At 54.0% G+C, this 25,699-nt stretch carries 26 protein-coding genes; 16 read left to right on the top strand and 10 right to left on the bottom strand.

The window, feature by feature from the left end:
• Positions 1-90 precede the first annotated feature (90 nt).
• The 4 genes from JQM68_RS13920 to JQM68_RS03955 all read right to left on the bottom strand — a co-directional run bounded on the left by JQM68_RS13920 (position 91) and on the right by JQM68_RS03955 (position 3,216).
• Positions 91-1,176, bottom strand: coding sequence for a hypothetical protein (locus tag JQM68_RS13920; RefSeq protein ID WP_412758449.1), 1,086 nt, complete (start codon positions 1,174-1,176; stop codon positions 91-93).
• A 238-nt stretch (positions 1,177-1,414) separates the two neighbouring features.
• Positions 1,415-1,831 (bottom strand): ATP-binding protein, encoded by a 417-nt coding sequence (locus JQM68_RS03965; protein WP_235221624.1) that lies wholly within the window; start codon positions 1,829-1,831, stop codon positions 1,415-1,417.
• The gene (locus tag JQM68_RS03960; RefSeq protein WP_235221623.1) at positions 1,767-2,087 is read right to left on the bottom strand and encodes a hypothetical protein; all 321 of its coding nucleotides are present in this window, start codon (positions 2,085-2,087) and stop codon (positions 1,767-1,769) included. Before JQM68_RS03960 ends, JQM68_RS03965 begins: the two co-directional genes overlap by 65 nt.
• A gap of 280 nt (positions 2,088-2,367) precedes the next feature.
• Positions 2,368-3,216 (bottom strand): tyrosine-type recombinase/integrase, encoded by an 849-nt coding sequence (locus tag JQM68_RS03955; RefSeq protein ID WP_235221622.1) that lies wholly within the window; start codon positions 3,214-3,216, stop codon positions 2,368-2,370.
• A 518-nt stretch (positions 3,217-3,734) separates the two neighbouring features.
• Here JQM68_RS03955 and JQM68_RS03950 point away from each other — a divergent pair.
• Positions 3,735-3,992, top strand: a complete 258-nt coding sequence (locus JQM68_RS03950; protein WP_235221621.1) for a hypothetical protein — start codon at positions 3,735-3,737, stop codon at positions 3,990-3,992.
• The gene (locus tag JQM68_RS03945; RefSeq protein WP_328283713.1) at positions 3,983-4,150 is read left to right on the top strand and encodes a helix-turn-helix domain-containing protein; all 168 of its coding nucleotides are present in this window, start codon (positions 3,983-3,985) and stop codon (positions 4,148-4,150) included. Before JQM68_RS03950 ends, JQM68_RS03945 begins: the two co-directional genes overlap by 10 nt.
• Before the next feature lie 180 nt (positions 4,151-4,330).
• On the opposite strand, the gene JQM68_RS03940 is transcribed toward JQM68_RS03945, so the two are convergent.
• Positions 4,331-5,203: a hypothetical protein gene (locus JQM68_RS03940; protein WP_235221619.1), complete on the bottom strand. Its 873-nt coding sequence runs from the start codon at positions 5,201-5,203 to the stop codon at positions 4,331-4,333.
• Positions 5,204-5,346: 143 nt separating this feature from the next.
• Between JQM68_RS03940 and JQM68_RS03935 the strand changes: the two genes are divergently transcribed.
• The 8 genes from JQM68_RS03935 (at position 5,347) to JQM68_RS03900 (ending at position 11,561) form a co-directional block, all read left to right on the top strand.
• The gene (locus tag JQM68_RS03935) at positions 5,347-5,649 is read left to right on the top strand and encodes a hypothetical protein (RefSeq protein WP_235221618.1); all 303 of its coding nucleotides are present in this window, start codon (positions 5,347-5,349) and stop codon (positions 5,647-5,649) included.
• 100 nt (positions 5,650-5,749) lie between these two features.
• Positions 5,750-6,865 carry an amidoligase family protein gene (locus JQM68_RS03930; protein WP_235221617.1) on the top strand — a complete coding sequence of 372 codons (1,116 nt, stop codon included), beginning with the start codon at positions 5,750-5,752 and terminating at the stop codon, positions 6,863-6,865.
• Between the two features lies 1 nt (position 6,866).
• The gene (locus tag JQM68_RS03925; protein ID WP_235221616.1) at positions 6,867-7,802 is read left to right on the top strand and encodes a class II glutamine amidotransferase; all 936 of its coding nucleotides are present in this window, start codon (positions 6,867-6,869) and stop codon (positions 7,800-7,802) included.
• A 4-nt stretch (positions 7,803-7,806) separates the two neighbouring features.
• Positions 7,807-8,187, top strand: coding sequence for a DUF3846 domain-containing protein (locus tag JQM68_RS03920; protein ID WP_235221615.1), 381 nt, complete (start codon positions 7,807-7,809; stop codon positions 8,185-8,187).
• Positions 8,177-8,467, top strand: coding sequence for a hypothetical protein (locus JQM68_RS03915; protein ID WP_235221614.1), 291 nt, complete (start codon positions 8,177-8,179; stop codon positions 8,465-8,467). The genes JQM68_RS03920 and JQM68_RS03915 overlap by 11 nt, the downstream gene beginning before the upstream one ends.
• 396 nt (positions 8,468-8,863) lie before the next feature.
• Positions 8,864-9,799 (top strand): DUF932 domain-containing protein, encoded by a 936-nt coding sequence (locus tag JQM68_RS03910; protein ID WP_235221613.1) that lies wholly within the window; start codon positions 8,864-8,866, stop codon positions 9,797-9,799.
• 37 nt (positions 9,800-9,836) lie between these two features.
• Positions 9,837-10,781 carry a YqaJ viral recombinase family nuclease gene (locus JQM68_RS03905; RefSeq protein WP_235221612.1) on the top strand — a complete coding sequence of 315 codons (945 nt, stop codon included), beginning with the start codon at positions 9,837-9,839 and terminating at the stop codon, positions 10,779-10,781.
• 15 nt (positions 10,782-10,796) lie between these two features.
• The gene (locus tag JQM68_RS03900) at positions 10,797-11,561 is read left to right on the top strand and encodes a hypothetical protein (protein WP_235221611.1); all 765 of its coding nucleotides are present in this window, start codon (positions 10,797-10,799) and stop codon (positions 11,559-11,561) included.
• 169 nt (positions 11,562-11,730) lie between these two features.
• Here the strand turns inward: JQM68_RS03900 and JQM68_RS03895 are convergent, their stop codons facing one another.
• Positions 11,731-12,981, bottom strand: coding sequence for a CGNR zinc finger domain-containing protein (locus tag JQM68_RS03895; protein ID WP_235221610.1), 1,251 nt, complete (start codon positions 12,979-12,981; stop codon positions 11,731-11,733).
• Positions 12,982-13,165: 184 nt separating this feature from the next.
• Between JQM68_RS03895 and JQM68_RS03890 the strand changes: the two genes are divergently transcribed.
• From JQM68_RS03890 to JQM68_RS03875, 4 genes are all read left to right on the top strand, one after another.
• Positions 13,166-14,971 (top strand): type IV secretory system conjugative DNA transfer family protein, encoded by a 1,806-nt coding sequence (locus tag JQM68_RS03890; protein WP_235221609.1) that lies wholly within the window; start codon positions 13,166-13,168, stop codon positions 14,969-14,971.
• Positions 14,972-15,742, top strand: coding sequence for a MobA/MobL family protein (locus JQM68_RS03885; RefSeq protein ID WP_235221608.1), 771 nt, complete (start codon positions 14,972-14,974; stop codon positions 15,740-15,742). It begins immediately after the preceding gene.
• A gap of 33 nt (positions 15,743-15,775) precedes the next feature.
• Complete coding sequence (locus tag JQM68_RS03880) at positions 15,776-16,018, top strand: helix-turn-helix domain-containing protein (protein ID WP_235221607.1); 243 nt, start codon at positions 15,776-15,778, stop codon at positions 16,016-16,018.
• Positions 16,019-16,218: 200 nt separating this feature from the next.
• A complete protein-coding gene (locus JQM68_RS03875; RefSeq protein ID WP_235221606.1) occupies positions 16,219-17,289 on the top strand; it encodes a tyrosine-type recombinase/integrase in 1,071 nt (356 codons plus the stop codon).
• A gap of 115 nt (positions 17,290-17,404) precedes the next feature.
• On the opposite strand, the gene JQM68_RS03870 is transcribed toward JQM68_RS03875, so the two are convergent.
• The 4 genes from JQM68_RS03870 to JQM68_RS03855 all read right to left on the bottom strand — a co-directional run bounded on the left by JQM68_RS03870 (position 17,405) and on the right by JQM68_RS03855 (position 22,387).
• A complete protein-coding gene (locus JQM68_RS03870; protein ID WP_235221605.1) occupies positions 17,405-18,403 on the bottom strand; it encodes a GGGtGRT protein in 999 nt (332 codons plus the stop codon).
• An 18-nt stretch (positions 18,404-18,421) separates the two neighbouring features.
• Positions 18,422-19,114 (bottom strand): iron-sulfur cluster assembly scaffold protein, encoded by a 693-nt coding sequence (locus JQM68_RS03865; RefSeq protein ID WP_235221604.1) that lies wholly within the window; start codon positions 19,112-19,114, stop codon positions 18,422-18,424.
• Positions 19,115-19,344: 230 nt separating this feature from the next.
• Positions 19,345-21,432 carry a sodium-translocating pyrophosphatase gene (locus tag JQM68_RS03860; RefSeq protein WP_235221603.1) on the bottom strand — a complete coding sequence of 696 codons (2,088 nt, stop codon included), beginning with the start codon at positions 21,430-21,432 and terminating at the stop codon, positions 19,345-19,347.
• A gap of 301 nt (positions 21,433-21,733) precedes the next feature.
• Positions 21,734-22,387 carry a hypothetical protein gene (locus JQM68_RS03855; protein ID WP_235221602.1) on the bottom strand — a complete coding sequence of 218 codons (654 nt, stop codon included), beginning with the start codon at positions 22,385-22,387 and terminating at the stop codon, positions 21,734-21,736.
• A 576-nt stretch (positions 22,388-22,963) separates the two neighbouring features.
• On the opposite strand from JQM68_RS03855, the gene JQM68_RS03850 reads away from it, so the two are divergent.
• Together JQM68_RS03850 and mnmG are read left to right on the top strand one after the other, a co-directional pair.
• Complete coding sequence (locus JQM68_RS03850) at positions 22,964-23,821, top strand: metallophosphoesterase (protein ID WP_235221601.1); 858 nt, start codon at positions 22,964-22,966, stop codon at positions 23,819-23,821.
• Between the two features lie 6 nt (positions 23,822-23,827).
• Positions 23,828-25,696 (top strand): tRNA uridine-5-carboxymethylaminomethyl(34) synthesis enzyme MnmG, encoded by a 1,869-nt coding sequence (mnmG, locus tag JQM68_RS03845; protein ID WP_235221600.1) that lies wholly within the window; start codon positions 23,828-23,830, stop codon positions 25,694-25,696.
• Positions 25,697-25,699 lie beyond the last annotated feature (3 nt).

Raw genomic sequence — 25,699 nt, 5'->3', positions numbered from 1 at the left:
AGGTGTTCAGCATCCAGTTGGCCATTGTCTGCCGGGACAGTTTCAATCCCTCCCGGTTAAATTCCTGCTCCAAACGGTAGTCGTTCTTCCTCAATCACAAGCGGGCGGTGGATTACACGAGTATTCATGCTCATGATGTACTCTCCCAGAAGACCTGTAAAGAATAATTGCAGTCCGCCCAAGAAAAACACACCAATCAAAATCGGTGCATTGCCCGCTAAGAACTTGTCCCAGTGAAGGAGTTTCTGAATTAAATAAAAAATTGCCACCAAAAAACTTAAACCCGAAATAGCAAAACCGCCAAAGGTTGCCGCTCGGAGCCCGCCTTTTGTATAGCTGGTAAAGCTCAGCATGTGCAGACTTCTTCGTGAGTTCCGTATACAGCATGGGTAATACATAGGCAGTAAGCCATGAGATTGCAAACGACGTAAACAGAAAATATATATGCACCGGATCAATTCCTGTTGCATTCCCTATTAATTTTGAAATTGTAGGAAGCAACTGGCAGAGATAACCTCTAAATGCGATAACATTTTCAGATAACCATGCAGGATTCCATTTTCCATTTGTATCAAGCAATGATACATTCCAATAGTACAGTTGATCTCCAAATTCCAAGAAGTTCGGAATGCCTCTCTTATACTCCACTACAGCAATAAAATAGAGCACTCCCCATATTGGAAAGATCATCCACTTCTTCCATGCGTAGCCTAATAACTTGCTTCTTCGCGGTTCTAATGCCTCCTGTTCAAGCGCAAAAAGAGCAGTGAAAAGCATTGCTACTAGCAAGCAATATATACCGCCACGTACTATCACCGGCAACATACTCTTAGCAAACGGATAGATTCTCAGCATTTCTCCTCCCTCTACATCACTGTAGAGATCAGCAGTCTGCTTTTCTCCGTCTGCCTCAATCATAATTACAGCGCTGTTGGAATTTTTCCAAAACGTTATATATGCATTTTGCTCTAATTTAGCAGAGAATCTGATTATTGCCCCTTTATTGTCGCTATAGGAAACAATCATATTCCCTGCATACCCATGCTCTGATGCATCGCGATATTCCCAGATCCCATCCTTTACTCCATTTTTGCACTCTTCAAATAGTGAATTCTTATTTGCATCATCAAATATCCACACATCATTTCCACTATGATTTGTTGGAAGAACCGTCAAAACCACTGACTTCGTAGGTAAGATTCTTTTGGCAACATAATTAACGCCAGAGGTATGCGAATTCCAGTCAAACGGCGCGCCCGTTCCGGAGGAACGGTGCGCTCATTCCAATGCAAACGGCGTAGCCGTTCCATTCCAAACGGCGTGAAGCGCCGCCCATCCGTTCTGAGCGACCAGCGGTCGCAATTCCTCACAGAGTTGAGGCCGCTGGTCTCCTGAGAAAGCCACCCAAGGAAGCTTACTTGACTGCGTCTCTCATGCTAATGCCATTCATCTCCAGACGGTAGCTGTGGCGCTTGTCCGTGATGCGTGCAAGGCAGGCATCAGCATAGGTGTGCTCCTGGAACAGATCAAACCATGTGTGGATCGGGAACTGTGAAACGATAATGGTGGACTTCCTGCCATCGCGTCCATCAATTACTTCAAAAAGGTCACGGCATTTATCCAAGTCGAGGTCCATAAGGCCGAAGTCATCAATCGCCAGCAAGTCCAGCTTGGCAAGAGATGAAACATAATCGAGATAGGTTGTCTGCAGGCGAGCCTGTTCCAGTTCCAGCATCAGGATGTTGGCGCGGATATAGCGAACGGTTTTAAACTGCTGGATGGCAGAGACACAAAGGGCATTGCAGAGATAGGTCTTCCCACTGCTCGTCATGCCAGTAGTTCTCAGCCAAAAGCTGCTCCCGCCATCTTTGCAGAGTGTCCTTGGTCACAGTCTTGCTCTCCGGCAGAAAATCGTAAAACTGGCGCAGGACCTTTTCGCAGCTGCGCATGCTGTCCTCCCGACGGCGCTGTGCCCGCATCCGGGCGCTGTAATCCGCCAGAATGGCAGGCGTCAGCTCCGCGCTGGCCGGTGTCCGGTGCAGGAGGGCCGGGTCGATTTTGATTGTCTCAGTCCGCAGGCGTCCCATGTCTCAGCTCCATTTATGTGACAAAATTATTGTTTTGTCTCTAATCAGCCAATAAGTTGAAAAAAGTGCAAAAAAGAACGCCCTGTGCTTGCTGCGCAGAGCGTTTCAATTGCATGTCAAAACAGGCTGACCCAACAATTGGTGGAATCGGCCTTTTCTTCATGCACCAATTACCGTAAAACACTTGCTATTTCGCGGTTAAAGTGCTATCCTACATTAGATAATATGGTTATATTTGCGCTACTTTTCAAATAGCTGTTCGTAACAATAATTATGCCCACTACTGGACGAGGCCTAGCCTGTCCAGCTGGCGGGCGTATTCTTTTCCCGTGGAAAGCAGGTAAATTCTGGTGGTTTCGATGCTGCTGTGGCCCAGCACGTCCGCCAGGCGTACAACGTCATGGCAGACGTTATAGAACGCCCGGGCGAACAGGCTGCGCAGGTTATGCGGGAACACCTTTGTCCGCTCCACCTTCGCCGCCGTGCACAGCTTTTTCATTTCAGCCCAGATATACTTCCGGGACAGCCCCATACCGCCTCTGGTGAGAAAGATCTTGCCGGAGGTGATGTTTTGCTTTTTGGCGTACCGCAGCAGCTTTCTGCACAGCCGGTTGGGCAGCAAAATCGTACGGATCTTTCCCTTGAGGGCGATCTCCGCCGCGCCGGTCTGGGCGGCTTCCACGGTGATATACTTCACCTCGCTCACCCGGATGCCGGTGGCGCAGATGGTCTCCAGCAAAAGCTGCAAGCGCACATTCCCCTTGGCCTGCGCCGCCTCCACCAGCCGTTGGTATTCTTCCTTTGTCAAGTCCCGTTCCGCCCGGCGGAACATCCGGCGCTGGAGCTTCAGATACCGGACCTTGCAGTCCTCCCGGCCCATGCAGGAAAAAAACTTATTGATGGCGGCCAGCATAGCGTTTACGCTCACGGGGCGGTAGCCGTTCTGCGTCAGCTCCGCCTTCCATTCCGCCGCCAGCTCCTTGGTGATACTGCGGCCATCTGCCCAGACCGCGAATTTCCGCAGGGAGCGCAGATAGGCCTCGATAGTGGCGGGTTCCCGCTCGTCCCGGCGCAGATACGCCTCGAACTTTTTGATTTCCTGCTCTGTGATTTCCAGCCTCTTTCTCATGGCAAAAACCTCCTCCAAATCAGTGCCTACATTTTACCAACAGCACATGAAAAAGCCCAGAAGGACCACCTCTATCAGTATTTTCAAATTCTGCTCTTTTAACCAACGGAAATTACCGCGATATATTGCAAACAGGGAGGGGCGGAAAGCCTCTCCCTGTTTGCATCTGTTTCACTCGCATGAGGAGTTTTTTTGCCTATCGGTTCACAACTCCCCGCAGTATAGTAATTCCTCCAGTTCCTCCGCGGTAAAGCCCATGGCCGCCAATCGGTCGATGGCCTTCGGAGTAAAAGGACAAGGGAGCGGATGCTGCATCTGTTGCGAAAGGCAAGTGACCGGAAAAGCCTTTCCGCCACCATTGAAGATCTGATATGCATCAAATATGGTTCAAAAACACGCTGAAATGAGCGCTTTTGAGCGAACGATAAGTAACATGAGTATAAGGGAGCATACACTGCAGCCAGACATTTGCCGCCAATGCATATGCTCCTAAAATGCTCTAAAGGATGTGATCGGTCATGAAGTATATCGACTACAACAACATGAAGGAATTCTATACCATCGAGGAGGTGTGCCGCCTGTTTGAACTGGACAAGCAGGAACTGCGGCGATACAGCATTCAGTATGAAATTGAGCCGCAGGAGGACCAGTATGGCAACTGGGGCTTCCGGAAGATACTGGTACGCAAGCTGCACAACCATATTTACAAGGAGCAGAAGGCGACGGGGGAGAGCACGGGATACCGTGACAGAAAGCGGAGCGATCCATGGGGATGACAGAGCTGTTAACGGTCAAAGAAGTTGCGCAATATCTGAGAGTCAGCCGTACCCAAGTGAGAAGGCTGATCCGCTCCGGTCAGCTGAAAGGTATGATGATTGGCCGAGAGTATAGGATCTCACTGGCAAGTCTGGCAGAATTTACGGGGGAAGCGTAATAAAATCGAGTATTCTGGCTATTGGAAAGTCACGCTGCCATTCGTTTTCCCATCTTTCAGAAATGGTGCTTCGTGTAGATGTGTGGAAGCCAAACTCTGCAAAAACGCGGTGGGACAGTTCGTCCCACCGCGTCAGTTCTTTGCGGTTTCGTATCGTCCTGCGCGTCTGTTCTGGCGGAATTATGCCGGGGGCAGCACCCTCTGGTCCCAGTCCAGCTGGTGCTGGAAAGCAGGGTCGTTTTCCAGCAAATAGTCCTTGCTCTGCTGACAGGACTCATCGCCAAAGCATCCGCTGGACATGGTTTCGGCCAGTTCTTCGTCCGTTTTAACCATCCCCATATACAGGAAGTTGAGTTGGTCCAGAGCAAATTTGCCGACCCTGCAGTAATACTCGATCCGCTTTCGCAGCAGTTGATCCTCCGGCTTTGACGGATCCAGAAAGTCCGGGTGCCCGGCTGCCATACTCAGCGCTACCTGTGCATCGGAAAAATCTCTGGCGAGTTCTACATAATGGGTTATGAGCTCCCGAATGGGGATTTTCTCCAGCATATTGCCATATTTGCGGGTGATCATGTCCATCTGTGCGCGAACCACCATTTTGTACGTCTCCAGTCCCCGGGCGTTCTGCTCCAGGACGGGGCGCAGCTCTTCTTCCGGGGTGCCGGGGGACATTACTTTTTTAACAACCACTTCGGTCTTTCCCTGCGCGTCTACGACTTTTTCCTGAATAGTTTTCTCCCATTCCCCGTTGTGCATATCCGCCCCCGCGCCCAGATCCAGAAGCATCTGGCGGTACTGCTCGGGGGTCAGCAGCGTTTGGGCTGCCTCCAGGCGCTGGAACGATTCAAAAGAGCGGAAGATCGGCTCACCGATCGTTTTCGGAATACCCATCTCCTTCAGCTCCGCTTCGCTGCGGTGCAGTGTATAATAGTGCTGACTTTTCAGCCGCTTCTTGGCCTGGGCGATCTCCGGTGTATTGCCGTTTTCGAATTCATCGATCACCCCGCGGAATTTGTCTCCGGTTATCACCAGTTGCATCGGATTCTTCTCCATCAGCGTCTTGATCCACTCCTTGAATTGCGGAGTTCCCGTTGTCCGCAGGCTGTCATATTTGTTTTGGGCGGTCTGGAGAATGCTCGCTGACAGTTTCAGCCGGGATGCAGCATAAGCTGTGGGGCTCTGCTGGAGGCGGCCGTATGGTGAACGGCGTCGATAATACCATCAACGGACTTTCCAGAGGATGGTATGATGTTGACTTTTTCTGCCTGCCGGAGTTCGCACAGGAGCTGATCCTGCTCTGCTTCAATTCCCAAGCCAGCGACGAATCGTTCCTGTGGTATGAGAAAAATGAGGCTGGGTACTCCCTTGACGATATTTCGGCCTATGCGGAAAATCAATTTGGGATCGACAGCGAGGCGGACTATTGGATAATTGTCAGATTCTATTTGAACAATGATAAGGATCTGGATGCCTTGGGCGGCATCGCGGGGGCGTATTAACCGCATGATCCGGTTTCCTCCTGCATCGGGGTATATATTATAGATTTGAAGGCCTCGGGGTAATTCCCCGAGGCCAATTTCTATACATGGAGGAAATGACATGAGAGCTGAGACCTTTACCTGCTGCCGCTGTGGGCAGGCCCATCCGCTGAGCGAACGCGTTCTGGTGGATGATGATGAACTCTGCGCATCCTGCGCCGATGAGGAGACCGTGACCTGCGCCCACTGCGGAGAGCGCATCTACCGGGAGGACAATGTTGGAGACAGCCATACACCCCTCTGCCAGTCCTGCTATGACCGGCACTACACCAGCTGCGAACGCTGCGGGCGCATCATCCATCTGGATGATGCCTACTATGAAGATGACGATGAAGATGCTCCACTCTGCTATGACTGCCATACCCATGCACGTCGGAATAAAATGATTGAGGACTATTATTACAAGCCGGAGCCGCTGTTTCGCGGCAATGGCTCCCGATATTTTGGCGTAGAGCTGGAGATCGACGGAGCCGGAGAGGATGATGACAGCGCGCGGCAAATCATGGGGATTGCCAACGGCAGCGGCCCGGAAAAGCTCTACTGCAAGCATGACGGTTCCCTGGACGACGGCTTTGAGCTGGTGACCCACCCTATGACGCTGGACTATCACATGAAAGAAATGCCCTGGGCAGGCATTCTCCAGAAAGCGGTCTCCCTGGGCTACACCAGCCACCAGGCTGGGACCTGCGGCCTCCATGTCCATGTGAACCGAAACGCCTTTGGTGACACGGAGGAGGCCCAGGATGCTGTTATCGCCCGTATCCTCTACTTCTTCGAGAAAAACTGGGAGGAGCTGCTGAAATTCAGCCGCCGGACGCAGCGTCAGCTGGAGCACTGGGCTGCCCGGTACGGGTACAAGGAGCAGCCGCAGGAAATTCTGGAACACGCCAAGAAAGGGGGCCACGGCGGGCGCTATACCTGCGTGAACCTGACCAACGCCGACACCATCGAGTTCCGGATGTTCCGGGGGACCCTCAAATACAATACGCTGATCGCCACATTGCAGCTCGTTGACCGGGTCTGCGATGTGGCTCTTTATTTGTCTGATGATGAGCTGAAAACAATGTCCTGGACCACCTTTGTCTCCGGCTGTCAGCAGTACCCGGAGCTGGTGCAGTATTTGAAAGAACGGCGGCTGTATGTGAATGAGCCTGTCGCGGTGGAGGAGGAACTGTGAGATGTGCTGCCTGTTTGGACTGATCGACTACCGCCACGGCCTGTCCGTGAAGCAGAAGAACAAAATCCTTTCCGTCCTGGCAGCGGCCTGTGAGACACGGGGAACGGACGCCACCGGAATTGCCTACAATTTCGGAGGGAAGCTCCGCGTCTATAAGCGGCCGATTCCCGGCCACCGGATGCGGTTCCGGGTCCCGGCGGATGCCTGGACCATCATGGGCCATACCCGTATGACCACTCAGGGCAGCGCCAAAAGGAACTACAATAACCATCCCTTTTTCGGAAAAGCGGGAAATGAGCCCTTTGCCCTGGCCCACAACGGAGTGCTTTACAATGACCGCTCCCTCCGCCGCACTCTGGCCCTGCCCGAGGTAAAAATTGAGACGGACAGCTACATCGGCGTACAGCTCATCGAACGGAAAAACGTCCTCGACTTTGCCAGCCTGCGGTACATGGCGGAACAGCTCGAGGGCTCTTTTACATTTACGGTACTGGACGGAAAAGACGACCTCTATTTCGTGAAAGGAGACAACCCCCTGTGCCTGTATCATTTTCCAACATTGGGGCTGTACCTCTATACTTCCACGGAAGAGATCATGCGGAGTGTGCTGTCCCGGCTGCACCTGTCTGATAAACGGGCACACCAAATCAGAGTTGACTGCGGTAAAATTCTGCAGATCGACTGCGCGGGGAAAACCGCCTGGAGCCGGTTTGACGATTCCAACCTGATGTTCAGCCGCTATGACCGGATGTGGGGCTATCCCTATGGCGGACAGTGGGATTCAGAAGAAGCAACAGATACAGCGGATTCCTATATGGAGGAGATCAAGGCCGTTGCCTCCTCGTTTGGCTATACGCCGGAGGCCATCGACCGATTGGCGGCGATGGGGTTTTCCGCCGAGGAACTGGAGGAGTTTTTGTATTGCGGGGAGTTGTAAGAAGATGCGTGTTTTGATCGTGGAGCCGGGGAAGGCTCCCTATGAGTGGGAGATTGGGACGTCACTGGCGGACATGCAGGCGGTGGTGGGCGGGACGATCCAGGCTGTTTATCCGTTTGAAGAGCCTGTGGCACTGGTTTGCAATGACGAGGGAAAACTGCTGGGGATGACGCCCAATCGGGCGCTGTACATGGAGAATATCCCCTATGATGTCATTGACGGGACGTTCCTGCTCTGCGGCGCTCCGGCTGACAGCGAACGCTTTACATCGCTGACGAAAGAACAGGTCTTGCATTTTCAGGAGCGGTTCCGCTACTCGGAGCGGTTTATCCGAATCAATGGCAATATTTTCTGTTTGCGGGAGGCAATGATGGATGCTGAATGAAGTGTTCTTCGGAGAGGGCAGCATTTACGAAAAAGTGTGCCGGGTGGATGGCTCTGACGCAAAGCTGACGGGCGAGATCTCGGAGTTGTCAGGGCGAATCTGTGCGGAGCTGGATACACATACAAAGCAGCTGTGGGAGGTCCTGCGGGAAAAGGAGGCAGAGGCGGACCGGCGGCGCCTGTTCCGGGCGTTTTGTGAAGGGGCCAGAATGTCGCTTGGTATGGTCATGGAGCTTACCGGGGGCGGCGAAAAAGTGGGGGCGTTGCAAAATAGTGCCTGAAAAAAGCACCGAGGATAGGAGCCCAAAAGAGTTTCCTAAGGTAACTAAAATCACAGCGAGCAATGATACTGCGGCTCTCCCTATTATTGAGTGAAACTTCTGCATGGTGGCCGTGCACCGGCCTTCACGGCCACCATGCACCATGTGGTGCGGTCAGTGTGCACTTTCAAACCGGCGTACGCACTTTGCGCCGCCGTTGCAGGATACCTACACCTCCGAGAGCCTCCGCTATTTCAGGGCCAGTGCAAACCCGCACAGCTTTTTATATCGATACCTTTGCGCAAAATCAACTACTTCCGCTGGACAACCGATTGGGAACTGCCGATATTTCACAGCCCTATTACGTGAGCGAAACCATCAACTATCACAATTAAAATCAAAATGGAGGAAAACTCAATGTCAGCTAATGTGGAAACCATGTTTTATGTAAGAGAGAAGCCGTGGCACGGTTTGAGAACGGAGATCAGGGAAGCTCCTGCATCTGCCGACGCTCTGATCGCTGCCGGTTTGGATTGGACAGTTGAGCAGCAAGATGTTTACTCGGAGGATGGCACCCCGATTCCCGGCTATAAGGTCAACACCCGCAGCGCCGACCAAGCCGCCCTCGGTATCGTGTCTGACCGCTATAAGGTCGTGCAGAACAAGGATGCCTTTCAGTTCACTGATGACCTGTTAGGCGAAGGTGTTACCTACGAGACCGCAGGCTCCTTGCAGGGCGGAAGAAAGGTTTGGATGCTGGCCCGGATGCCCCAGCGCTACATTATTGCCGGGGATGAGATCACGCCGTATATGGTTGTAATGAACTCCCATGACGGCAGCTCCGGCATCAAGGTTGCCATGACGCCCATCCGGGTCGTCTGCCAAAATACGCTGAATCTGGCGTTGAATACCGCCAAGCGCATCTGGGCAGCCAAACACACGGAGAATGTCATGAACCGCGTCTACGAAGCCAGAGACACCCTGCTGCTGGCAGAAACGTACATGGCAGAGCTGGGACGCGGAATTGATGAACTTTTCCAAATTAAGCTTTCTGACCGCAAGGTTCTGGAAATGATGCAGGAGTTCTTTCCGGTGTCCGAGGACATGAACGAAATGCAGAAAAAGAACAATCTGCGGCTGCTGGAGGATTTGAAGCAGCGGTACTGGGATGCACCGGATCTCTCCCATGTTGGCAGGAACGGATATCGGTTCATCAACGCTGTCAGCGATTTTGCCACGCATGCGTCTCCAATCCGCAGGACCAAGAACTACCGCGAAAACCTGTTTCTGCGTACCGCGGAGGGTAATCCTATCATCGACAAGGCGTATAAAATGGCGCTGGCAGCAGCGTAATACACGCCGGAAATCAGAGTAGAAACGAGGTCATTTTATGTCAGCAAAGATCGTAGCATCCACAGAAAATATGCCCTATGCCGAATGGCTGGAGCAGCGGAAGAAGGGGATCGGCGGCTCAGATGCTTCCGTAGTCTGCGGTATCAACCGTTATAAGTCCCCTGTGGAATTGTGGATGGAGAAAACAGATCAGCTCCCCGCAAAGGAAGCTGGAGAAGCCGCCTACTGGGGAACACAGCTGGAAGCATTGGTAAGAGCGGAGTTTACAAAACGGACGGGAATCGAAGTCACCCATGCGATGCAGCTTCTGCAAAGCGAAGAGTACCCATTCATGCTTGCCAATCTGGATGGGATCTGTGAGCACCCGGAGTTGGGAACCTGTATCTTTGAGGCGAAAACCGCCTCAGCTTACAAAGCCGGGGAATGGGAGAACAGCATCCCGGACGAGTACCAGATGCAAATCCAGCATTACATGGCAGTTACCGGGTATCGCGGTACGTACATTGCCGTTCTGATTGGCGGCAACACCTTTAAATGGAGATTTGTGGAGCGGGATGAAGAACTGATCGCCATGCTGATTCAGTTGGAATCTGATTTCTGGAGCCATGTAGAGAATCGTACTCCGCCGCCCTTGGATGGCTCCGACGCATCGGCACGGTTTCTTGCGGAGCAGTTTCCCCGCAGTGTGCCGCAATCGCAAATTGCCCTGCCAGATTCCGCCGCCGATTTGCTGCAGCAGTATGACGCTGCGTGTGAAAACTTAGCGGTAGTACAGGAGAAAAAACAGACCGCTGAGAATTTGTTGAAGCAGATGCTGGGAGAGCATGAGATTGGCATCTCCGGCAACCGTGTAATTACATGGAAGCAGTTATCGCAGGAACGACTGGACAGCAAGAAGCTGAAAGTAGAGCATCCAGCACTGTGCAAGAAATACACCAATCAGGTATCATACCGCCGCTTCACCATCAATGCGGCAGTTTAAAGGAGGTCTGTCTACATGGATACCACGAAACTAAAAAACCGTCTGGGGGATAAGGTTAGGGAACTGGAAACACCCATGGAAATGATTCCCGATGCTTCTATCGATCTGCCTCCGGTGAAATCCGATTACATAGCGTTCCGTTCCAACTCTTTATCTATCATTCAGGAGAACCTGAAAAATCAGCCGCTGCCCTTCCAACTCTTTGACATCGTAAAATCGCCCTCTGGCGGTGCAACGGTCTTTTCTGTACCAGGACTGTCCGGAGAAGAACCAGAAAAGGAATTGACAGGCATTATCGTGGACTACACCATGCCGCGGGCATATTGGGATACCTCTGACCCCGTTGAGGGTACGCCGCCTACCTGCGTGAGCCAGAACAGCATCATTTCCAGCGACGGGAAATCCTGCGCACATTGTCCCTTTAATGATTACGGTTCCAAGGACGGTGATACCAACGCCAAGGCGTGTAAGGAGTCGGTACTGCTGTTCCTGCTACGTCCCGATAACATTCTGCCGCTGCTGGTACGCATCCCGGTCACCAGCAAGCCCCGGTTTCTCAAGTACATGGCGCGGCTGGTGGGGACGTTGACACCTATTAACAGCGTGGTCACACGCATCACGCTGGAGAAGGCCACCAATAAGACAGGAAAGCCCTACGCCCTTTACCACTTCGAGGCAGTCGTCAGGCTGTCCCCGGAAGAAGCCGCCAGCGCCAAGGCATACGCCCAGCAGTTCATGGAGCTCGTGACCGCAGAAGAGGTTCTGCCAGAGATGAGCTGAACCATCATGCTCCCGATGTCGCTGATTGTTAGTAGCGACATCGGGAGCATAAATCGATTAAAAATGCTTCATGTATATAAACGAAAAAATAGATATACTTACCATTCAAAACAACTCGCAGTGAAAAATCATCCCCCCAAAGTGTGCAAATACATATTTATCGCAACACTTATTTTTGCACTTTGATGGGCTGCTTTTTCACTTTGAGTTGTTCTGCTTGCAGTTTCTTCCGCTCTCGCTCTTTGCGTTTAGCAACACGATGAGCGCATGCTTCGCAACAATACATTTTATTGGGGCGGTTCCTTGAGACGGAGAAAAAATTTCCACATGTTGGATCGGCACACTGTCGAACGAGAAATTGGTTTGTAGTTTCCATATAGATTTCCATGAAAATACCAGCCATTTGAAAATTCAACTCCCAATCTCCGTGGAGAGATTGTCCATCCAATTTGAGTACTGGTGTTATAGCACTAAGTCCATCGTTAATAACGTCACATAGAACTTCTTTTCCTACACAGCATATTTCCTCTTGGCGTTCCTGATTGAGTTCGCCAAGCACATCTTCTTCAAATTTAACATTTCCATATGAGCAATAGGAAAATAAATTTTCCTTACCATCCCCATCTAATGTGCCAATCAAAAACGAAAATAGATTCAACACATTTTCTACTGATTTTGAATTTACTAATGACCAAAAATGCCTGGATTCTGCAGCCTCTGCTCCGCGTTCTTTTGTAAATTGGCAATGGTAAAGAAATAGACCTACTTGTTCTGCTGTAGTAGCATAACGAGCAAGGGGATTCTTACGTACAAATAATTGAAATGCATACTGAAACCGTAAAAGTTGCGACTTTGGAATGTTATCTTCGTAAGGGTCATAGCAAAAATCATTTTCATGGCTGAAGAACAAGAAAAACACAAGCAGCGAAAGCAAGTCCATATATTGAGAACTATCTAACTCTTTTGCGTCTGTTAAACTCTGTAATCGGAGCAAATTTCTAACTAAAATCACAGAATTGCAAAAGCCCTTTAAGGTCATAATATCTTTCTTTTTCAACTGTTCAATGCTCAACTCAGATACATTTACGCCATCTGCATCTGTGTTATTGTCAAAGGTGTCGTCCGGATCTGCCCACAACATCTTTTCTTCAATAATCTGTGACGAATAAGGCAGTCCATATTTATTGCAGTAAGCTAAAATTGAGTCTTCACTTTCAATCGAGATGTTTGAAAATTTTGTATATATCTGCTCGGAATTTTTAGCATCATTTTCAAAGATACGTTTCCTCTTTAATCTATTTTCTGAACTTGAATCCACATTTTCCTTTGATACGATAATCTCTTTATTGAGTACGGGAGAATATCCAATTTCATATGTCCCGACATAATTATCCACGTAAAACCACTTATGAAAAATCATCCTATCTCATCCCGTCTAAAAATTTTACGAACTGATCTTAATAAAGCATCGAAATAATGTCACATGAAACGTCCAATATTCATGTGACTATTTTGCTGTTACAATAAAACCATCCTCAATACGCGTTGACCACATTGCGGTGGCAATCCTATCGAGGCAAGTATTTCCTAATTGAGGTGTAGCTATGAGTCAGAAAGGCAGTAACGGCAAGAAAATCTATAAACACTTCCCTGATCGTGTAGATTTGAACAGAGGATTCTGCACTCCGCATCAGCTTTGTCTTGATGCAGACGCTCCCGGTTTCTTCTTTGGAGATGCTGACCGGAGAGGATACGGTTCTTACGTCGGTATGCCGCAAGGCGCGGACGGAAACATTCTTGTCATAGGCGGAAACGGCAGCGGCAAAAGCTCCGGAATCGTGAAACCGACTCTGGAGACATGGCGCGGCGCCATCTGCGCGACGGACATCAAGGGGGAACTTTCAGCGTATTACACTGAGGTGTACCAGCGTGCCTTGAAAAGTGGAAAGGAGATGCGGCCGTACATCATTTTCGATCCAACACAGCCAGACGGTCTAAGCTATGACCCTTTCTGGTGGTTGTTGCAGGATGATATGACGAACTTATACAGTAATATCAAGGATATTGTACTTGCAATGATACCCAAAGCGCCTAACGATCCACAGCCGTTTTGGATTGAAGCAGAACAGTCCATACTCACCGTCGGATTGATTTACTACTTCAAACTTGGCTTGAGCTTCAGTGAAAGTATTTGTGCGTTGCTCCGTAATGACCTCTACGTATTTTTCAAGGAGATGAAATCAAGTGATACTGGTTCAGATTTGATAATACCTCTTCTGGGGATGTTTGCAAAGATGAAACCTGAAACATTAGCTTGCATTGACCGAGAACTTCGGGACAAGCTTCATCCCTTCGCAGCTGATCCATATATCAGTCATGCCTTCCGCGGTGAACGAGAAGGCGCAGCGTGCTTTAACTGGAGGCACTTGGATCAGGTAAATGTTTTTCTGAGAATCCCACAGAACAGAATAGACCAGTGGGGCGGTGCTGTCAACCTCATGTATACACAGCTGATCCGCTACTTGGAGTGCAGGCCGGAGCGATACAGCGCAGAGGGGCAGAACAATGTGCAGACCCTGGTGCTGATGGATGAATTTCCACGGTTCGGAAAGTTGGAGCTGTTTGCAAATACGCTTCCAACGCTCCGCAGCAAAAATGTAAACATCTGTCTGGTCGTGCAGAGCCTCGCACAGTTGGACATGCTCTATGGCACAAACGAGCGGAAAACCATCTTCGATAATTGTCAGTACCAAGCAATCCTCCGTGCTAACGATGCTGAAACACAGGAAATTTTAAGTCGGCTCATCGGGTCTACTTCGGTGTTGCTGGAGAGCGTCAGTCGAAATCTGGATGAATCCGGGGAAAAGACCGGTTACAGTACACAGCGGTCAATCGGTCGTGAACCCAGAGTTTTTCCACATGAATTGTCAACCTTGACGGATGTCTTGCTCATCTCTCCCTGCGGGGTCAGCCGCTTGGAAAAGAGGCAGCCATCCCAAAATCTTGATACAAATCTGGATGATCATCCTAAAATTTCATTCAACAAGAAAGGCGTGAAGATGTTAATGGTAGAAGAAAGGACAAAGAATGCTATCGAGAAGATTGCGCGCAATAAGAAAGCGCAGTATCTGGCTGCTAAGAATGAACTCAACCGCAAAGAGCATGAGGATAAGCTGCGTAAGTTCATTGTTGGTGAACTCGTTATAACAGCTTTCCCCGAACTCTTGAATATCGTTCCTGCTGAGTCAAAGGCTGAGACTGAAAGCCGCTTTCGGCCACTGGAGCAGTTCCTGGCTGCACTGGCCGCCGACCCAGTTTTCACAGGAAAGATTGAACAGGCTTTTGCCGCGCAAACCGTCCAATGTGTAAGTGGACAGAGAGAGCCGGCCACAAACAAGGAGGTGTTCTAAATGGCAAATTATCATTTGGAAGTCAATGTCATCAGCAGAGGCAAAGGGCAGTCTGTTACAAGGCGCGCAAATTACATCAGCGGTCAGCGGTTGTATGATAGCTATTATAATGAGACTTATTATCGGCACAGAGATGATGTCTTGTTCTGCGGAATATTTCTGCCGGAACATGCACCGCCGGAATTTCAAAATCTGCAACCGCTCTGTACCGAAATTGAGCGGGCGGAAAAGCGAAAAGACGCCCGTACTGCCCGGGAGTTCATATGTTCCCTTCCCAATGAACTATCTAAGCTGGCGAATATCCGAATCGTATCAGAATACATCCATGCAAATTTCCTAAGTCGTGGCCTGTGTGCAGTCGCAGCTATCCACGCTGGAATCAATCAAACCGACCCGGCAAGAAACAATCCACATGTTCACATGATCGTTTCAACCCGAGCCGTAAACGAGGAAGGTTTTTGCCCAAAGAAAGACCGGGAACTCGACCGATCTGAAAATATGGAGATTTGGCGTGAGCAATGGGAGCAAGTGCAAAATCGGGCATATGCACGAAACGGGTTGCCGATCCGTGTGAGCCATGAGAGTCTGGAAATGCAAGGCAAACACGATTGGGAGCCGACCATCCATCTCAGTAGAATCGATTGGCAGCGAGAGAAGAACGGTGAGCGTACCGCAAACGGAAACAAAAAGCGTGAGATACAAGCTCGCAATGAAGCCCGTCAACGGCAATTCTGTCAGATGGAAGCTCGTGAGATCGATATTACACGCTAATTTAATGAATAAGAAACATAAGGAGGATCTTCTATGTCCACTGAAAAAATCAATGCTGCTATTTCTGATAATCCGGTCTACACCGTAAAAGAAGTCAGTAGAATGCTCCATACGAATCCGGCGTTGATCTATCGTCTGATTAACTTGGGATTGCTGCCTGCTCTGAAGCTTGGCTCCATTCGTGTCCGCAAGGAAGCCCTGGACGCATTCCTCCAGCGGTATGAGGGCTGTGATCTCAGCGATCCGCTGAATATCAAGGCGCTTGCAGCTGGATAAATACAGTGGGCAGGTGCTGAATTGGCACCTGCCCATCTCCCAAAAGGAGGCTCTTTACAATGAGTGAACTAAGGCTCAGAAAACGAGGTACGCATTGGGAATACAGTTTTGAAGGAGCACGGATAAACGACAAACGCCAAACCATCAGCAAGAGCGGTTTCCGCACCAAAGGCGAAGCGTCCGCTGCCGGGGCAAAGGCCATGAATGAGTACAACCGCTCCGGCTCCGTGTTCACGCCCAGCGAGATCAGTGTGTCGGATTATCTGGACCTCTGGATGCGGGAATACTGTCTGAACAACTGTAAGCCCAGCACCATCAGCAACTACGAAAAGAAAATTCAACTCCACATCAAGCCCGCCATTGGGAAGTACCGACTGGCGGCTCTGTCCCCGGAGGCCCTGCAAAAGCTGATCAACGACAAGTTCAATCAGGGGTACAGCCGGAATACGCTGGCCGTTTTGAAGGGCATTTTGACGGGCAGTCTTTCCTATGCGGTCCAGCCGCTGAAGTACATTCCGTACAGCCCCGCCGAATATATCGAGCTTCCCTCCACCCGTGCGACGCCAGCTGTGAAGTCCCGGAGCGCTCCCCATGTCTATCTGACGCCCCAGCAGATGGCAAAGATCTTCGCTCGGTTTCCGGAAGGCAGCAGTTCCTATCTACCTCTCCTGCTTGGCTACAAGTGTGGTCTCCGCATCTCGGAAGCCTTCGCGCTGGACTGGTCCAGTATCGACCTTGAAAACAAAAAGGTAACCGTCCGGCAGCAGATCCTCTGGCAGGAAAAGAACAAGGAGACCGGCGCCCCGGCGTATTGGTATTTCACCCTCCCCAAGTACAACAGCAACCGCACCATTGAGCTCTCCTCCGATGTCGTGGCGGCACTGGAGCGGGAGAAGGCCCGCCAGGAGGAAGCCCGCGATTTCTACGGCGACCTTTACATCCGCCAGTACCGGGATGAAGCGGGCCATCTCAACACAGCCGGGCAGGGAGAGGAAGTGCATTTGGTGATGGTCCGGCCGGACGGCTCCTATATCAACAGCCGGAACATGCAGTATGTCAGTTGGGTCGCAACGCGGGAGCTGGGGTTTGAGAAATTCGACTACCACTCCCTGCGCCACACCCACGCCACCATGCTTGCGGAACTGGGCGCCTCTCCCAAGTATGTGCAGCACCGCCTGGGACATAAAAACATCCAGGTCACCATGAACATCTACCAGCATCTCACTGATAAAATGTCTGAGGAAGGTGCAAAGCTTTTGGACACACTTTGAAAATTTGGTTGGCAAAATGTTGACAAAACAGGAAAAATGCCCGCTTCGCAGTGAAGCGGGCATTTTCAATATGCAGATAAAAGTTCCGAAAAAGCAGCTTTTCAGCCGTTTTTTCTTACTTCTGGCTCTCCGCAACAGCCACGGCCACGGCGACGGTAGCGCCCACCATGGGGTTGTTGCCCATGCCCAAAAAGCCCATCATTTCCACGTGGGCGGGCACGGAGGAGGAGCCGGCAAACTGGGCGTCGGAGTGCATCCGGCCCATGGTGTCGGTCATGCCGTAGCTGGCAGGGCCGGCGGCCATGTTGTCGGGATGCAGGGTCCGGCCGGTGCCGCCGCCGGAGGCGACGGAGAAGTACTTCTTGCCCTGCTCGATGCACTCCTTCTTGTAGGTGCCGGCAACGGGGTGCTGGAACCGGGTGGGGTTGGTGGAGTTGCCAGTAATGGACACATCCACGCCCTCATGGTGCATGATGGCCACGCCCTCGCGGACGTCGTCAGCGCCGTAGCAGCGGACGGCGGAGCGCTCACCGTCGGAGTACTTGACCTCCCGGACGATGTTCAGCTCGCCGGTGTAGTAGTCAAACTGGGTCTGGACGTATGTAAAGCCGTTGATGCGGCTGATGATTTGGGCGGCGTCCTTGCCCAGGCCGTTCAGGATGACCCGCAGGGGCTCCTTACGGGCCTTGTTTGCGTTGCGGACGATGCCGATGGCGCCCTCGGCGGCGGCGAAGGACTCGTGGCCGGCCAGGAATGCGAAGCACTTGGTCTCGTCACGCAGCAGCATGGCGCCCAGGTTGCCGTGGCCCAGGCCCACCTTGCGGTCCTCGGCGACGGAGCCGGGGATGCAGAAGGCCTGCAGGCCCTCGCCGATGGCCTCCGCAGCCTCGGCAGCGGTCTTGACATTCTTCTTCAGCGCGATGGCGGCGCCCATGCAGTACGCCCAGCAGGCGTTCTCAAAGCAGATGGGCTGCACGCCCTTGACGATCTCATAGGGGTCGAAGCCGGCGGCCTTGCAGATGTCGCGGCACTCCTCAATGCTGGAAATTCCGTACTGCGCCAGGACGGAATTGATTTTGTCGATTCTTCTCTCGTAGCTTTCAAACAGAGCCATTGTCAATTCCTCCTTCTCTTATTCCTGACGGGGGTCGATGTACTTGGCAGCGGCGTCCCACTGACCGTAGTGGCCCTTGGCCTTCTCCAGCGCTTCATTGGCGTCCACGCCCTTCTTGATGGCGTCCATCATCTTGCCCAGGTTGACGAACTCATAGCCGATGATCTCGTCGTCCTTGTTCAGGGCAATGCGGGTGCAGTAGCCCTCGGCCATCTCCATGTAGCGGGGGCCCTTGACCTTGGTGGCGTACATGGTGCCGACCTGAGAGCGCAGGCCCTTGCCCAGGTCCTCCATGGCGCCGCCGATGGGCAGGCCGCCCTCGGAGAACGCGGTCTGGGTACGGCCGTAGACGATCTGCAGGAACAGCTCCCGCATGGCGGTGTTGATGGCGTCGCACACCAGGTCGGTGTTCAGCGCCTCCAGAATGGTCTTGCCAATGAGGATCTCAGAGGCCATGGCTGCGGAGTGGGTCATGCCGGAGCAGCCGATAGTCTCCACCAGGGCCTCCTCGATGACGCCGTCCTTCACGTTCAGGGTCAGCTTGCAGGCGCCCTGCTGGGGAGCACACCAGCCGATGCCGTGAGTCAGGCCGGAGATGTCCTTGATTTCCTTGGCCTGGACCCATTTGCCCTCTTCGGGGATGGGAGCAGGACCATGGTACGCACCCTTGGCAACGGGGCACATATTCTGCACTTCGGTAGAGTAGATCATGTTCGTGCGTTCCTTTCCTGTATGTATTTTCCCGAAAACCGCCAATTTTAGCGGCTTCTGATGGTTTTCCGTTCAACATTATATCGGTAAACGATTACCTTGTCAAGCAAAGGGATTCGTTTGCATAGAATTTTTACAGCCTCCAGTTTTTGGCCTTTTTACGCAAAAACCACCCTCCGCCGGGAAACGGAGGGTGGTTTTCGTATGTGGTGAACGCTGTCAGGTGGTACTTACAGCAGGTTCATCAGGTTGAAGGCCAGGATCAGGCCGGAGAAGACGATGGAAACGGTGGAGCACAGCTTGATGAGGATGTTCAAAGAGGGGCCGGAGGTATCCTTGAAGGGATCGCCCACGGTGTCGCCCACGACAGCCGCCTTGTGCTGCTCGGAACCCTTGCCGCCGTGGTGTCCGCCCTCGATATACTTCTTGGCGTTATCCCAGGCGCCGCCGGCGTTGGACATGAACACGGCCATGGCGAAGCCGGTGACGGACACGCCGCCCAGCAATCCCACAACACCCACAGGGCCCAGGATCAGGCCGGTGAGGATGGGGACGATGATGGCCAGCAGAGCGGGAGCCACCATCTCATGCAGGGCGCCCTTGGTGCACAGCGCCACGCAGGAGGCGTAGTCGGGGTCGGCCTTGTATTCCATGATGCCCTTGATCTCACGGAACTGACGGCGGACTTCTACGACGATGGACTGGGCGGCCTTCTGCACCGCGCTCATGGTGAAGGCAGAGAACACGAAGGTCAGCATGGCGCCGATGAACAGGCCCACCAGCACCAGAGGATTCGTCAGGGACAGGTCCAGGGTCTCGGGGGTCTTGCTCTGCACGATGTCAACATAGCTGACCAGCAGAGCCAGGGCGGTCAGAGAGGCGGAGCCGATGGCGAAGCCCTTGCCGGTGGCGGCGGTGGTGTTGCCCAGGGAGTCCAGCGCGTCGGTGCGGTTCCGGACCTCTTCGGGCAGGCCGCTCATCTCGGCGATGCCACCGGCGTTGTCGGCCACGGGGCCGTAAGCGTCGGTGGCCAGGGTGATGCCCAGGGTGGACAGCATGCCGACGCCGGCGATGCCGATACCGTACAGGCCCATACCGAAGGCAGTGCCGCCGCCGGCGGCGAAGAAGCTGATGATAACAGCCACGGCCACGATCAGGATGGAGGTCATGGTGGACTTCAGACCCAGGGAGATGCCGCCGATGATGATGGTGGCAGAGCCAGTCTCGGAAGCGGCAGCCAGCTCCTGGGTGGGCTTGTAGGTATCAGAGGTGTAGTACTCGGTGAAGTAGCCGATGGCGCAGCCGCCGATCAGTCCGCACAGGATAGCCACATACACGCCCATGTTGCCCAGGATGACCCAGGTCAGGGGGGCAGCCAGGATAGCGGCCAGGATAGCGGCGGTATAAGTACCGGTCCGCAGGCTCTTCAGCAGGGACTCCTGGGTGGCGTCCTCCTTGGTCTTCACCAGGAAGGAGCCCAGGATGGAGCAGAGGATGCCGCACACGGCCAGCGCCAGAGGCAGCAGCATGCCGCGGAAGCCGTATCCGGCCACAGCGCCCAGCGCGAAGGTAGCCAGAATGGAGCCGACATAGGACTCATACAGGTCGGCGCCCATGCCGGCCACGTCGCCCACGTTGTCGCCCACGTTATCGGCAATGGTGGCGGGGTTGCGGGGGTCATCCTCGGGGATGCCGGCCTCGACCTTGCCCACCAGGTCAGCGCCCACGTCAGCGGCCTTGGTGTAGATGCCGCCGCCCACACGGGCAAACAGCGCCATGAAGGAAGCGCCCATGCCGTTCATGACCATGATGTTGCCGATGGCGCTGGGGTCGTCAATGCCGCAGGCATAGCGCAGGATGAAGAACCACATGGTGATGTCCAGCATACCCAGGCCGACCACGGTGAAGCCCATGACGGAACCGGAGGAGAAAGCCACCCGCAGGCCCTTGTTCAGGCTCTCGGAAGCGGCCTGCGCGGTACGGGCATTGGAGTTGGTGGCGATCTTCATGCCGATGAAGCCGGCCAGCATGGAGAACACGCCGCCGGTGACAAAGGCGAAGGGGGTGAACTTGGACAGCATCGTGCCGCCGGTGGCGAAGGCCATGACCAGAAGCGCGATGAACACCACGACAAACACCTTGAACACGGTGGTGTACTGCTGCTTCAAATAGGCGTTTGCGCCGGCGCGGATGTTGGCCGCGATCTTTTGCATTCTTTCGGTGCCCTCGGAGTAGCTCATGACCTTCTTTGCCTGCATCACTGCAAACAATCCGGCAACCAGTGCTCCGACAAAACCGATCCAAAACAGGTTTTCCATTGTTTCCACTCCTTGCTGTTTTATAGTGCTCCATTATTCTAACACACGTGAACGTTTTTTCAAGTAAGTTTTTCGCAGTTTATTACGCAAACGTTGTAATTTTTACGTTTTATCCAAAGATTGACAAGTGCTTCCGTGCAAATCATCTTTTTTTGCGTAAAGTTTTTCGCAAAATTCGAGTTTTTATAGCGCAAATTTTGAGGGCGCGTTTCAAAAAAATCACCCTGAACAGTCAATGTTCAGGGTGATCGTAAATTTTTCGTGGATTTTTTAAACTTTTTGCGTGTTTTTTGCGTACCCCTCAGTACACCAGGCGGAACTCCGAAAAGCCCCACCGTCCGTTCTCCAGCACGTAAGGAAACGCCCAGCACTCCATGCCGGTGACGACATCCTGGTCCAGCAGGTCCACCGTCACGTTTACGGAAAAGGCGGTCTCCGAAGTCTGCTCCACCTCCACCGTCACGGCCCCCTTGCCGTCTTCCCGTTCCCGGGCCTCGCCGGTCACATACAGCGCCCCGTCGATCTCCCGGTATTGGATACGGCTGCTTTCGCCGGACAGCAGCCGCTCCGTCAGTTCTTCGCAAAATACGCCCCGCAGATTCAGCCGCAGCTCCTCCATGCTGCCGAATCCCGGCTCGCTGACACGGCGGTACTCCGTGCCGTCCACTGTCACCGTCTCCCCGCTGTCCTTCAGCGGCGTCAGGTCGAACCAGCTGTATACCCGGACAGCCCGGTCATAATCCGCCTGGATCTCCTCCTCCGTGGGCACCCGGGCGGTGGATTCCACCTGGGAAGCCTCCATCGTCTCCGGCTCCGGCGTCACAGCGGCGGCCGGGACAACCTCTGCCGCGCTTTCCCGCGGCGGCGGCGCCTCCTCCGTCTCCCGGCTCTCCGCTCCGCCGCAGCCGGCCAGCAGCAGCACCAGAACCAGCGGCAGCCAAATCTTTCTCTTCATCACGTTCTCTCTCCTCTTTCAGGGGCGGCCGCCCGCGCACACACTTCCCGGGCCCCGCATCCCAAAAGTCCACTATCTATTCTTAAAATACCATATCAGGCCGGAAATTTCCACGGTATTTTTCCACTTTTTTGCTTTTTCGGAAAAAAAGAAAAGCCCACGCCCATCGGCGTGGTCCTGCTCTTTTTTACCGCTCGCTGCGGGTCCATTCATCGTCCATGAAGACCAGATCGTCTACATCCTTGCGCGGGGTCTCAGTTGTCATTTTCACACCTCCTTTTTCGGTTTTCTGTTGATATTATAGCTTGATTTCCGACGCTCCGCAAGAGCTTACCTGATGTTTTCCACAAATTTATTGTTAACTTTTTGTAAATCCCAACGATTTTTTCTTTTCCGTGGGCAAATTGCCGGGAAGCCTTTCATTTTTCGGGAAAAGATGTCCGCTCTTTGTATATTTTTTCTCTCGCAACGGCCATACTACTATGTTATAATAGCAGAAAATATGGATTTTATGAGATTTTGCCGCTTTCCGCCAACGGAAAGCGGCTTGATAAAGCGGCGGAGGGGGCCGCATATATGGCAAAACATCCGCGAAAGCGGCGGCCACTGCGCCGGCTTCTGGCTCTGCTGATCATTGTGGTCCTGACCGCCCTGTTCCTGCGATGGAGCAACACCGCGCTGCAAACCGCATACTTTGACCCGGTCTTTGCCGGCTTGCCGGAGGGCTTCGACGGCTGCCGGATCGTGGTGCTGGGAGACCTGCACTCCACATCTTTCGGTGAGAACAATGAGCGTCTTTTGCAAGCCGTTCAAAAAACCGCCCCGGACTATATTTTCCTGGTGGGCGACCTGCTGGACGCCTACCGGGAGGTCCCGGCGGACTATGCCGTCCAGGTGGCTGACGGCCTCTCCGCCATCGCGCCCACCTATTACGTCACCGGCAACCACGAATGGGCCGTCGGCGGCGTGCCGGAGCTGAAAGAACTGCTGACAGCCCATGGCGTCACCGTCCTCTCCAACCAGTTCACGACTCTGGAACGTAACGGGGATGTGATTGTTCTTGCGGGCATCGACGACCCCAACGGCTACGCCGACCAGAAAACGCCGGAGGAAGTCGCCGCCGAGGTGTACGCCGCCTATGGCGACCCCTTCTGGGTCCTGCTGGCCCATCGGAACAACCTGTTTGCCCCGCAGTACAGCCTGCTGGGGGCCGATCTCGTGGTCTCCGGCCACGGCCACGGCGGTATCATCCGCCTGCCCTTCACCGACGGTCTGCTGTCCACCGACCGCACCTTTTTCCCTTCCTACACGGCGGGGCTGTACGAGGAAAACGGCTCCTGCCTGTTCGTCACCCGTGGCCTGGGCAATTCCGGTCCCACCTTCCGCCTGTTCAACCGCCCGGAAGTAGCGGCGGTAACTCTTCACAAAGGATAAACGATTATGACCGAATTTCACGCCGGACAATTTGATATTGCCGTCATCGGCGCCGGACACGCGGGCATTGAGGCGGCGCTGGCCGCCGCCCGGCTGGGGCTGGAGACGGTGGTGTTCACGATCAACCTGGACGCCGTGGGCAACATGCCCTGCAACCCCGCCATCGGCGGCACCGGCAAGGGCCATCTGGTCCGGGAGCTGGACGCCCTGGGCGGTGAGATGGCAAAGGCCGCCGACGAGTGCTGCATTCAGTACCGCCTGCTGAATAAGGGCAAAGGCCCCGCCGTCTGGTCCCTCCGGGCCCAGGCCGACCGCCGGAAATACCAGGAGCGGATGAAGCACACCCTGGAGCGGCAGGAGCACCTGACCGTCCGCCAGGGCGAGGTGGTGGAGGTCCGCACGGAAAACGGCGCCGTTTCCGCCGTCGTTCTCGCCACCGGGGCGGTATTTGATGTGAAAGCCGTCATTCTGGCCACCGGCACGTACCTGGCGGGCCGCACCATCATCGGCGAGTGCGTGGAGGAATCCGGCCCCGACGGGATGCACGCCGCCGTCCGGCTGACGGACTCCCTCCTGAAGCTGGGCCTGCCCCTGCGCCGCTTCAAGACCGGCACGCCGCCCCGGGTCAATGCCCGGACGGTGGATTTTGACGAAATGGAGCTCCAGCCGGGAGACACCCTTCCCGTGCCCTTTTCCTATTCCACGGACCACCAGCCCGAAAACCGGGCTGTCTGCTGGCTGACCTGGACCACGGAGGAAACCAAGCGCATCGTCCAGGAGAACCTGGACCGGGCGCCCATGTACTCCGGCCTCATTGAGGGCATCGGCCCCCGGTACTGCCCCTCCTTTGAAACGAAGATCGTCCGGTTTCCGGACAAGCTCCGCCACCAGCTCTTTGTGGAGCCCATGGGGCTGAACACGGAGGAGCTGTACATCCAGGGCTTCTCCTCCTCCATGCCGGAGGAAGTCCAGCTCCAAATGCTCCACAGTGTGCCGGGGCTGCGCCACGCCGTGATGACCCGGCCCGCCTACGCCATCGAATACGACTGCATCGACCCTCTGGCCCTGAACGCCACCCTGGAGGTCAAATCCGTGCCGGGTCTCTACGGCGCGGGCCAGTTCAACGGCTCCTCCGGCTACGAGGAGGCCGCCGTCCAGGGCTTTGTGGCCGGCGTCAACGCCGCCCGGAAGCTCCGGGGTGAAAGTGATTTCATCCTCTCCCGGTCGGAGAGCTACATCGGCACCCTCATCGACGACCTGGTGACCAAGGGCACCAATGAGCCCTACCGCATTATGACCTCCCGCAGCGAGTACCGGCTCCTGCTCCGGCAGGACAACGCCGACCAGCGGCTGACGAAGCGGGGCTATGAGATCGGCCTTGTTTCCGAAGAACGTCTCCGGGCCGTGGAGGAAAAATACGCGGCTGTGGAGCGGGAGATACGCCGCCTGACCCACACCGGAGCCGCCCCCTCCCCCGCCCTGTCCGCATTTCTGGCGGAAAAGGGCACGGCGGACGTCACCGACGGCTGTTCCCTCATCGCCCTCCTCCGCCGCCCCCAGCTCCACTATGACGAGTTGGCCTCCTTCGACCCCACCCGCCCGGACCTTCCGGCGGACGTGGGAGAGCAGGTGGAGATCAGCGTGAAATACGAGGGCTACATCCAGCGCCAGCAGAAGCAGGTGGAGGATTTCCGCAAGATGGAGCGCCACAAGCTGCCCGCCGACCTGGATTACAGCGGCATCCAGGGCCTGCGGCTGGAGGCCCGTGAAAAGCTGGCGGCCATCCGCCCCCTGGACCTGGGACAGGCCAGCCGCATCAGCGGCGTGTCCCCGGCGGACGTGGCCGCCCTGATGATCTGGCTGGAGCGGCGGTAAGAT

The organism is Oscillibacter valericigenes (assembly GCF_021531435.1).
GTDB classification, from domain to species: Bacteria; Bacillota; Clostridia; order Oscillospirales; family Oscillospiraceae; genus Oscillibacter; species Oscillibacter valericigenes_B.
The sequence above is the reverse complement of the archived record's forward strand: the minus strand, read 5'-3'. Positions and strand labels throughout refer to the sequence as shown.

What these genes read in the sequence shown, in the direction of transcription:
- JQM68_RS03965 (WP_235221624.1), bottom strand. Translation starts at nt 1,831, where the DNA reads ATGACGAGCAGTGGGAAGACCTATCTCTGCAATGCCCTTTGTGTCTCT.
- JQM68_RS03960 (WP_235221623.1), bottom strand. Translation starts at nt 2,087, where the DNA reads ATGGGACGCCTGCGGACTGAGACAATCAAAATCGACCCGGCCCTCCTG.
- JQM68_RS03955 (WP_235221622.1), bottom strand. Translation starts at nt 3,216, where the DNA reads ATGAGAAAGAGGCTGGAAATCACAGAGCAGGAAATCAAAAAGTTCGAG.
- JQM68_RS03950 (WP_235221621.1), top strand. Translation starts at nt 3,735, where the DNA reads ATGAAGTATATCGACTACAACAACATGAAGGAATTCTATACCATCGAG.
- JQM68_RS03945 (WP_328283713.1), top strand. Translation starts at nt 3,983, where the DNA reads ATGGGGATGACAGAGCTGTTAACGGTCAAAGAAGTTGCGCAATATCTG.
- JQM68_RS03940 (WP_235221619.1), bottom strand. Translation starts at nt 5,203, where the DNA reads ATGGAGAAGAATCCGATGCAACTGGTGATAACCGGAGACAAATTCCGC.
- JQM68_RS03935 (WP_235221618.1), top strand. Translation starts at nt 5,347, where the DNA reads ATGGTGAACGGCGTCGATAATACCATCAACGGACTTTCCAGAGGATGG.
- JQM68_RS03930 (WP_235221617.1), top strand. Translation starts at nt 5,750, where the DNA reads ATGAGAGCTGAGACCTTTACCTGCTGCCGCTGTGGGCAGGCCCATCCG.
- JQM68_RS03925 (WP_235221616.1), top strand. Translation starts at nt 6,867, where the DNA reads ATGTGCTGCCTGTTTGGACTGATCGACTACCGCCACGGCCTGTCCGTG.
- JQM68_RS03920 (WP_235221615.1), top strand. Translation starts at nt 7,807, where the DNA reads ATGCGTGTTTTGATCGTGGAGCCGGGGAAGGCTCCCTATGAGTGGGAG.
- JQM68_RS03915 (WP_235221614.1), top strand. Translation starts at nt 8,177, where the DNA reads ATGCTGAATGAAGTGTTCTTCGGAGAGGGCAGCATTTACGAAAAAGTG.
- JQM68_RS03910 (WP_235221613.1), top strand. Translation starts at nt 8,864, where the DNA reads ATGTCAGCTAATGTGGAAACCATGTTTTATGTAAGAGAGAAGCCGTGG.
- JQM68_RS03905 (WP_235221612.1), top strand. Translation starts at nt 9,837, where the DNA reads ATGTCAGCAAAGATCGTAGCATCCACAGAAAATATGCCCTATGCCGAA.
- JQM68_RS03900 (WP_235221611.1), top strand. Translation starts at nt 10,797, where the DNA reads ATGGATACCACGAAACTAAAAAACCGTCTGGGGGATAAGGTTAGGGAA.
- JQM68_RS03895 (WP_235221610.1), bottom strand. Translation starts at nt 12,981, where the DNA reads ATGATTTTTCATAAGTGGTTTTACGTGGATAATTATGTCGGGACATAT.
- JQM68_RS03890 (WP_235221609.1), top strand. Translation starts at nt 13,166, where the DNA reads ATGAGTCAGAAAGGCAGTAACGGCAAGAAAATCTATAAACACTTCCCT.
- JQM68_RS03885 (WP_235221608.1), top strand. Translation starts at nt 14,972, where the DNA reads ATGGCAAATTATCATTTGGAAGTCAATGTCATCAGCAGAGGCAAAGGG.
- JQM68_RS03880 (WP_235221607.1), top strand. Translation starts at nt 15,776, where the DNA reads ATGTCCACTGAAAAAATCAATGCTGCTATTTCTGATAATCCGGTCTAC.
- JQM68_RS03875 (WP_235221606.1), top strand. Translation starts at nt 16,219, where the DNA reads ATGAATGAGTACAACCGCTCCGGCTCCGTGTTCACGCCCAGCGAGATC.
- JQM68_RS03870 (WP_235221605.1), bottom strand. Translation starts at nt 18,403, where the DNA reads ATGGCTCTGTTTGAAAGCTACGAGAGAAGAATCGACAAAATCAATTCC.
- JQM68_RS03865 (WP_235221604.1), bottom strand. Translation starts at nt 19,114, where the DNA reads ATGATCTACTCTACCGAAGTGCAGAATATGTGCCCCGTTGCCAAGGGT.
- JQM68_RS03860 (WP_235221603.1), bottom strand. Translation starts at nt 21,432, where the DNA reads ATGGAAAACCTGTTTTGGATCGGTTTTGTCGGAGCACTGGTTGCCGGA.
- JQM68_RS03855 (WP_235221602.1), bottom strand. Translation starts at nt 22,387, where the DNA reads ATGAAGAGAAAGATTTGGCTGCCGCTGGTTCTGGTGCTGCTGCTGGCC.
- JQM68_RS03850 (WP_235221601.1), top strand. Translation starts at nt 22,964, where the DNA reads ATGGCAAAACATCCGCGAAAGCGGCGGCCACTGCGCCGGCTTCTGGCT.
- mnmG (WP_235221600.1), top strand. Translation starts at nt 23,828, where the DNA reads ATGACCGAATTTCACGCCGGACAATTTGATATTGCCGTCATCGGCGCC.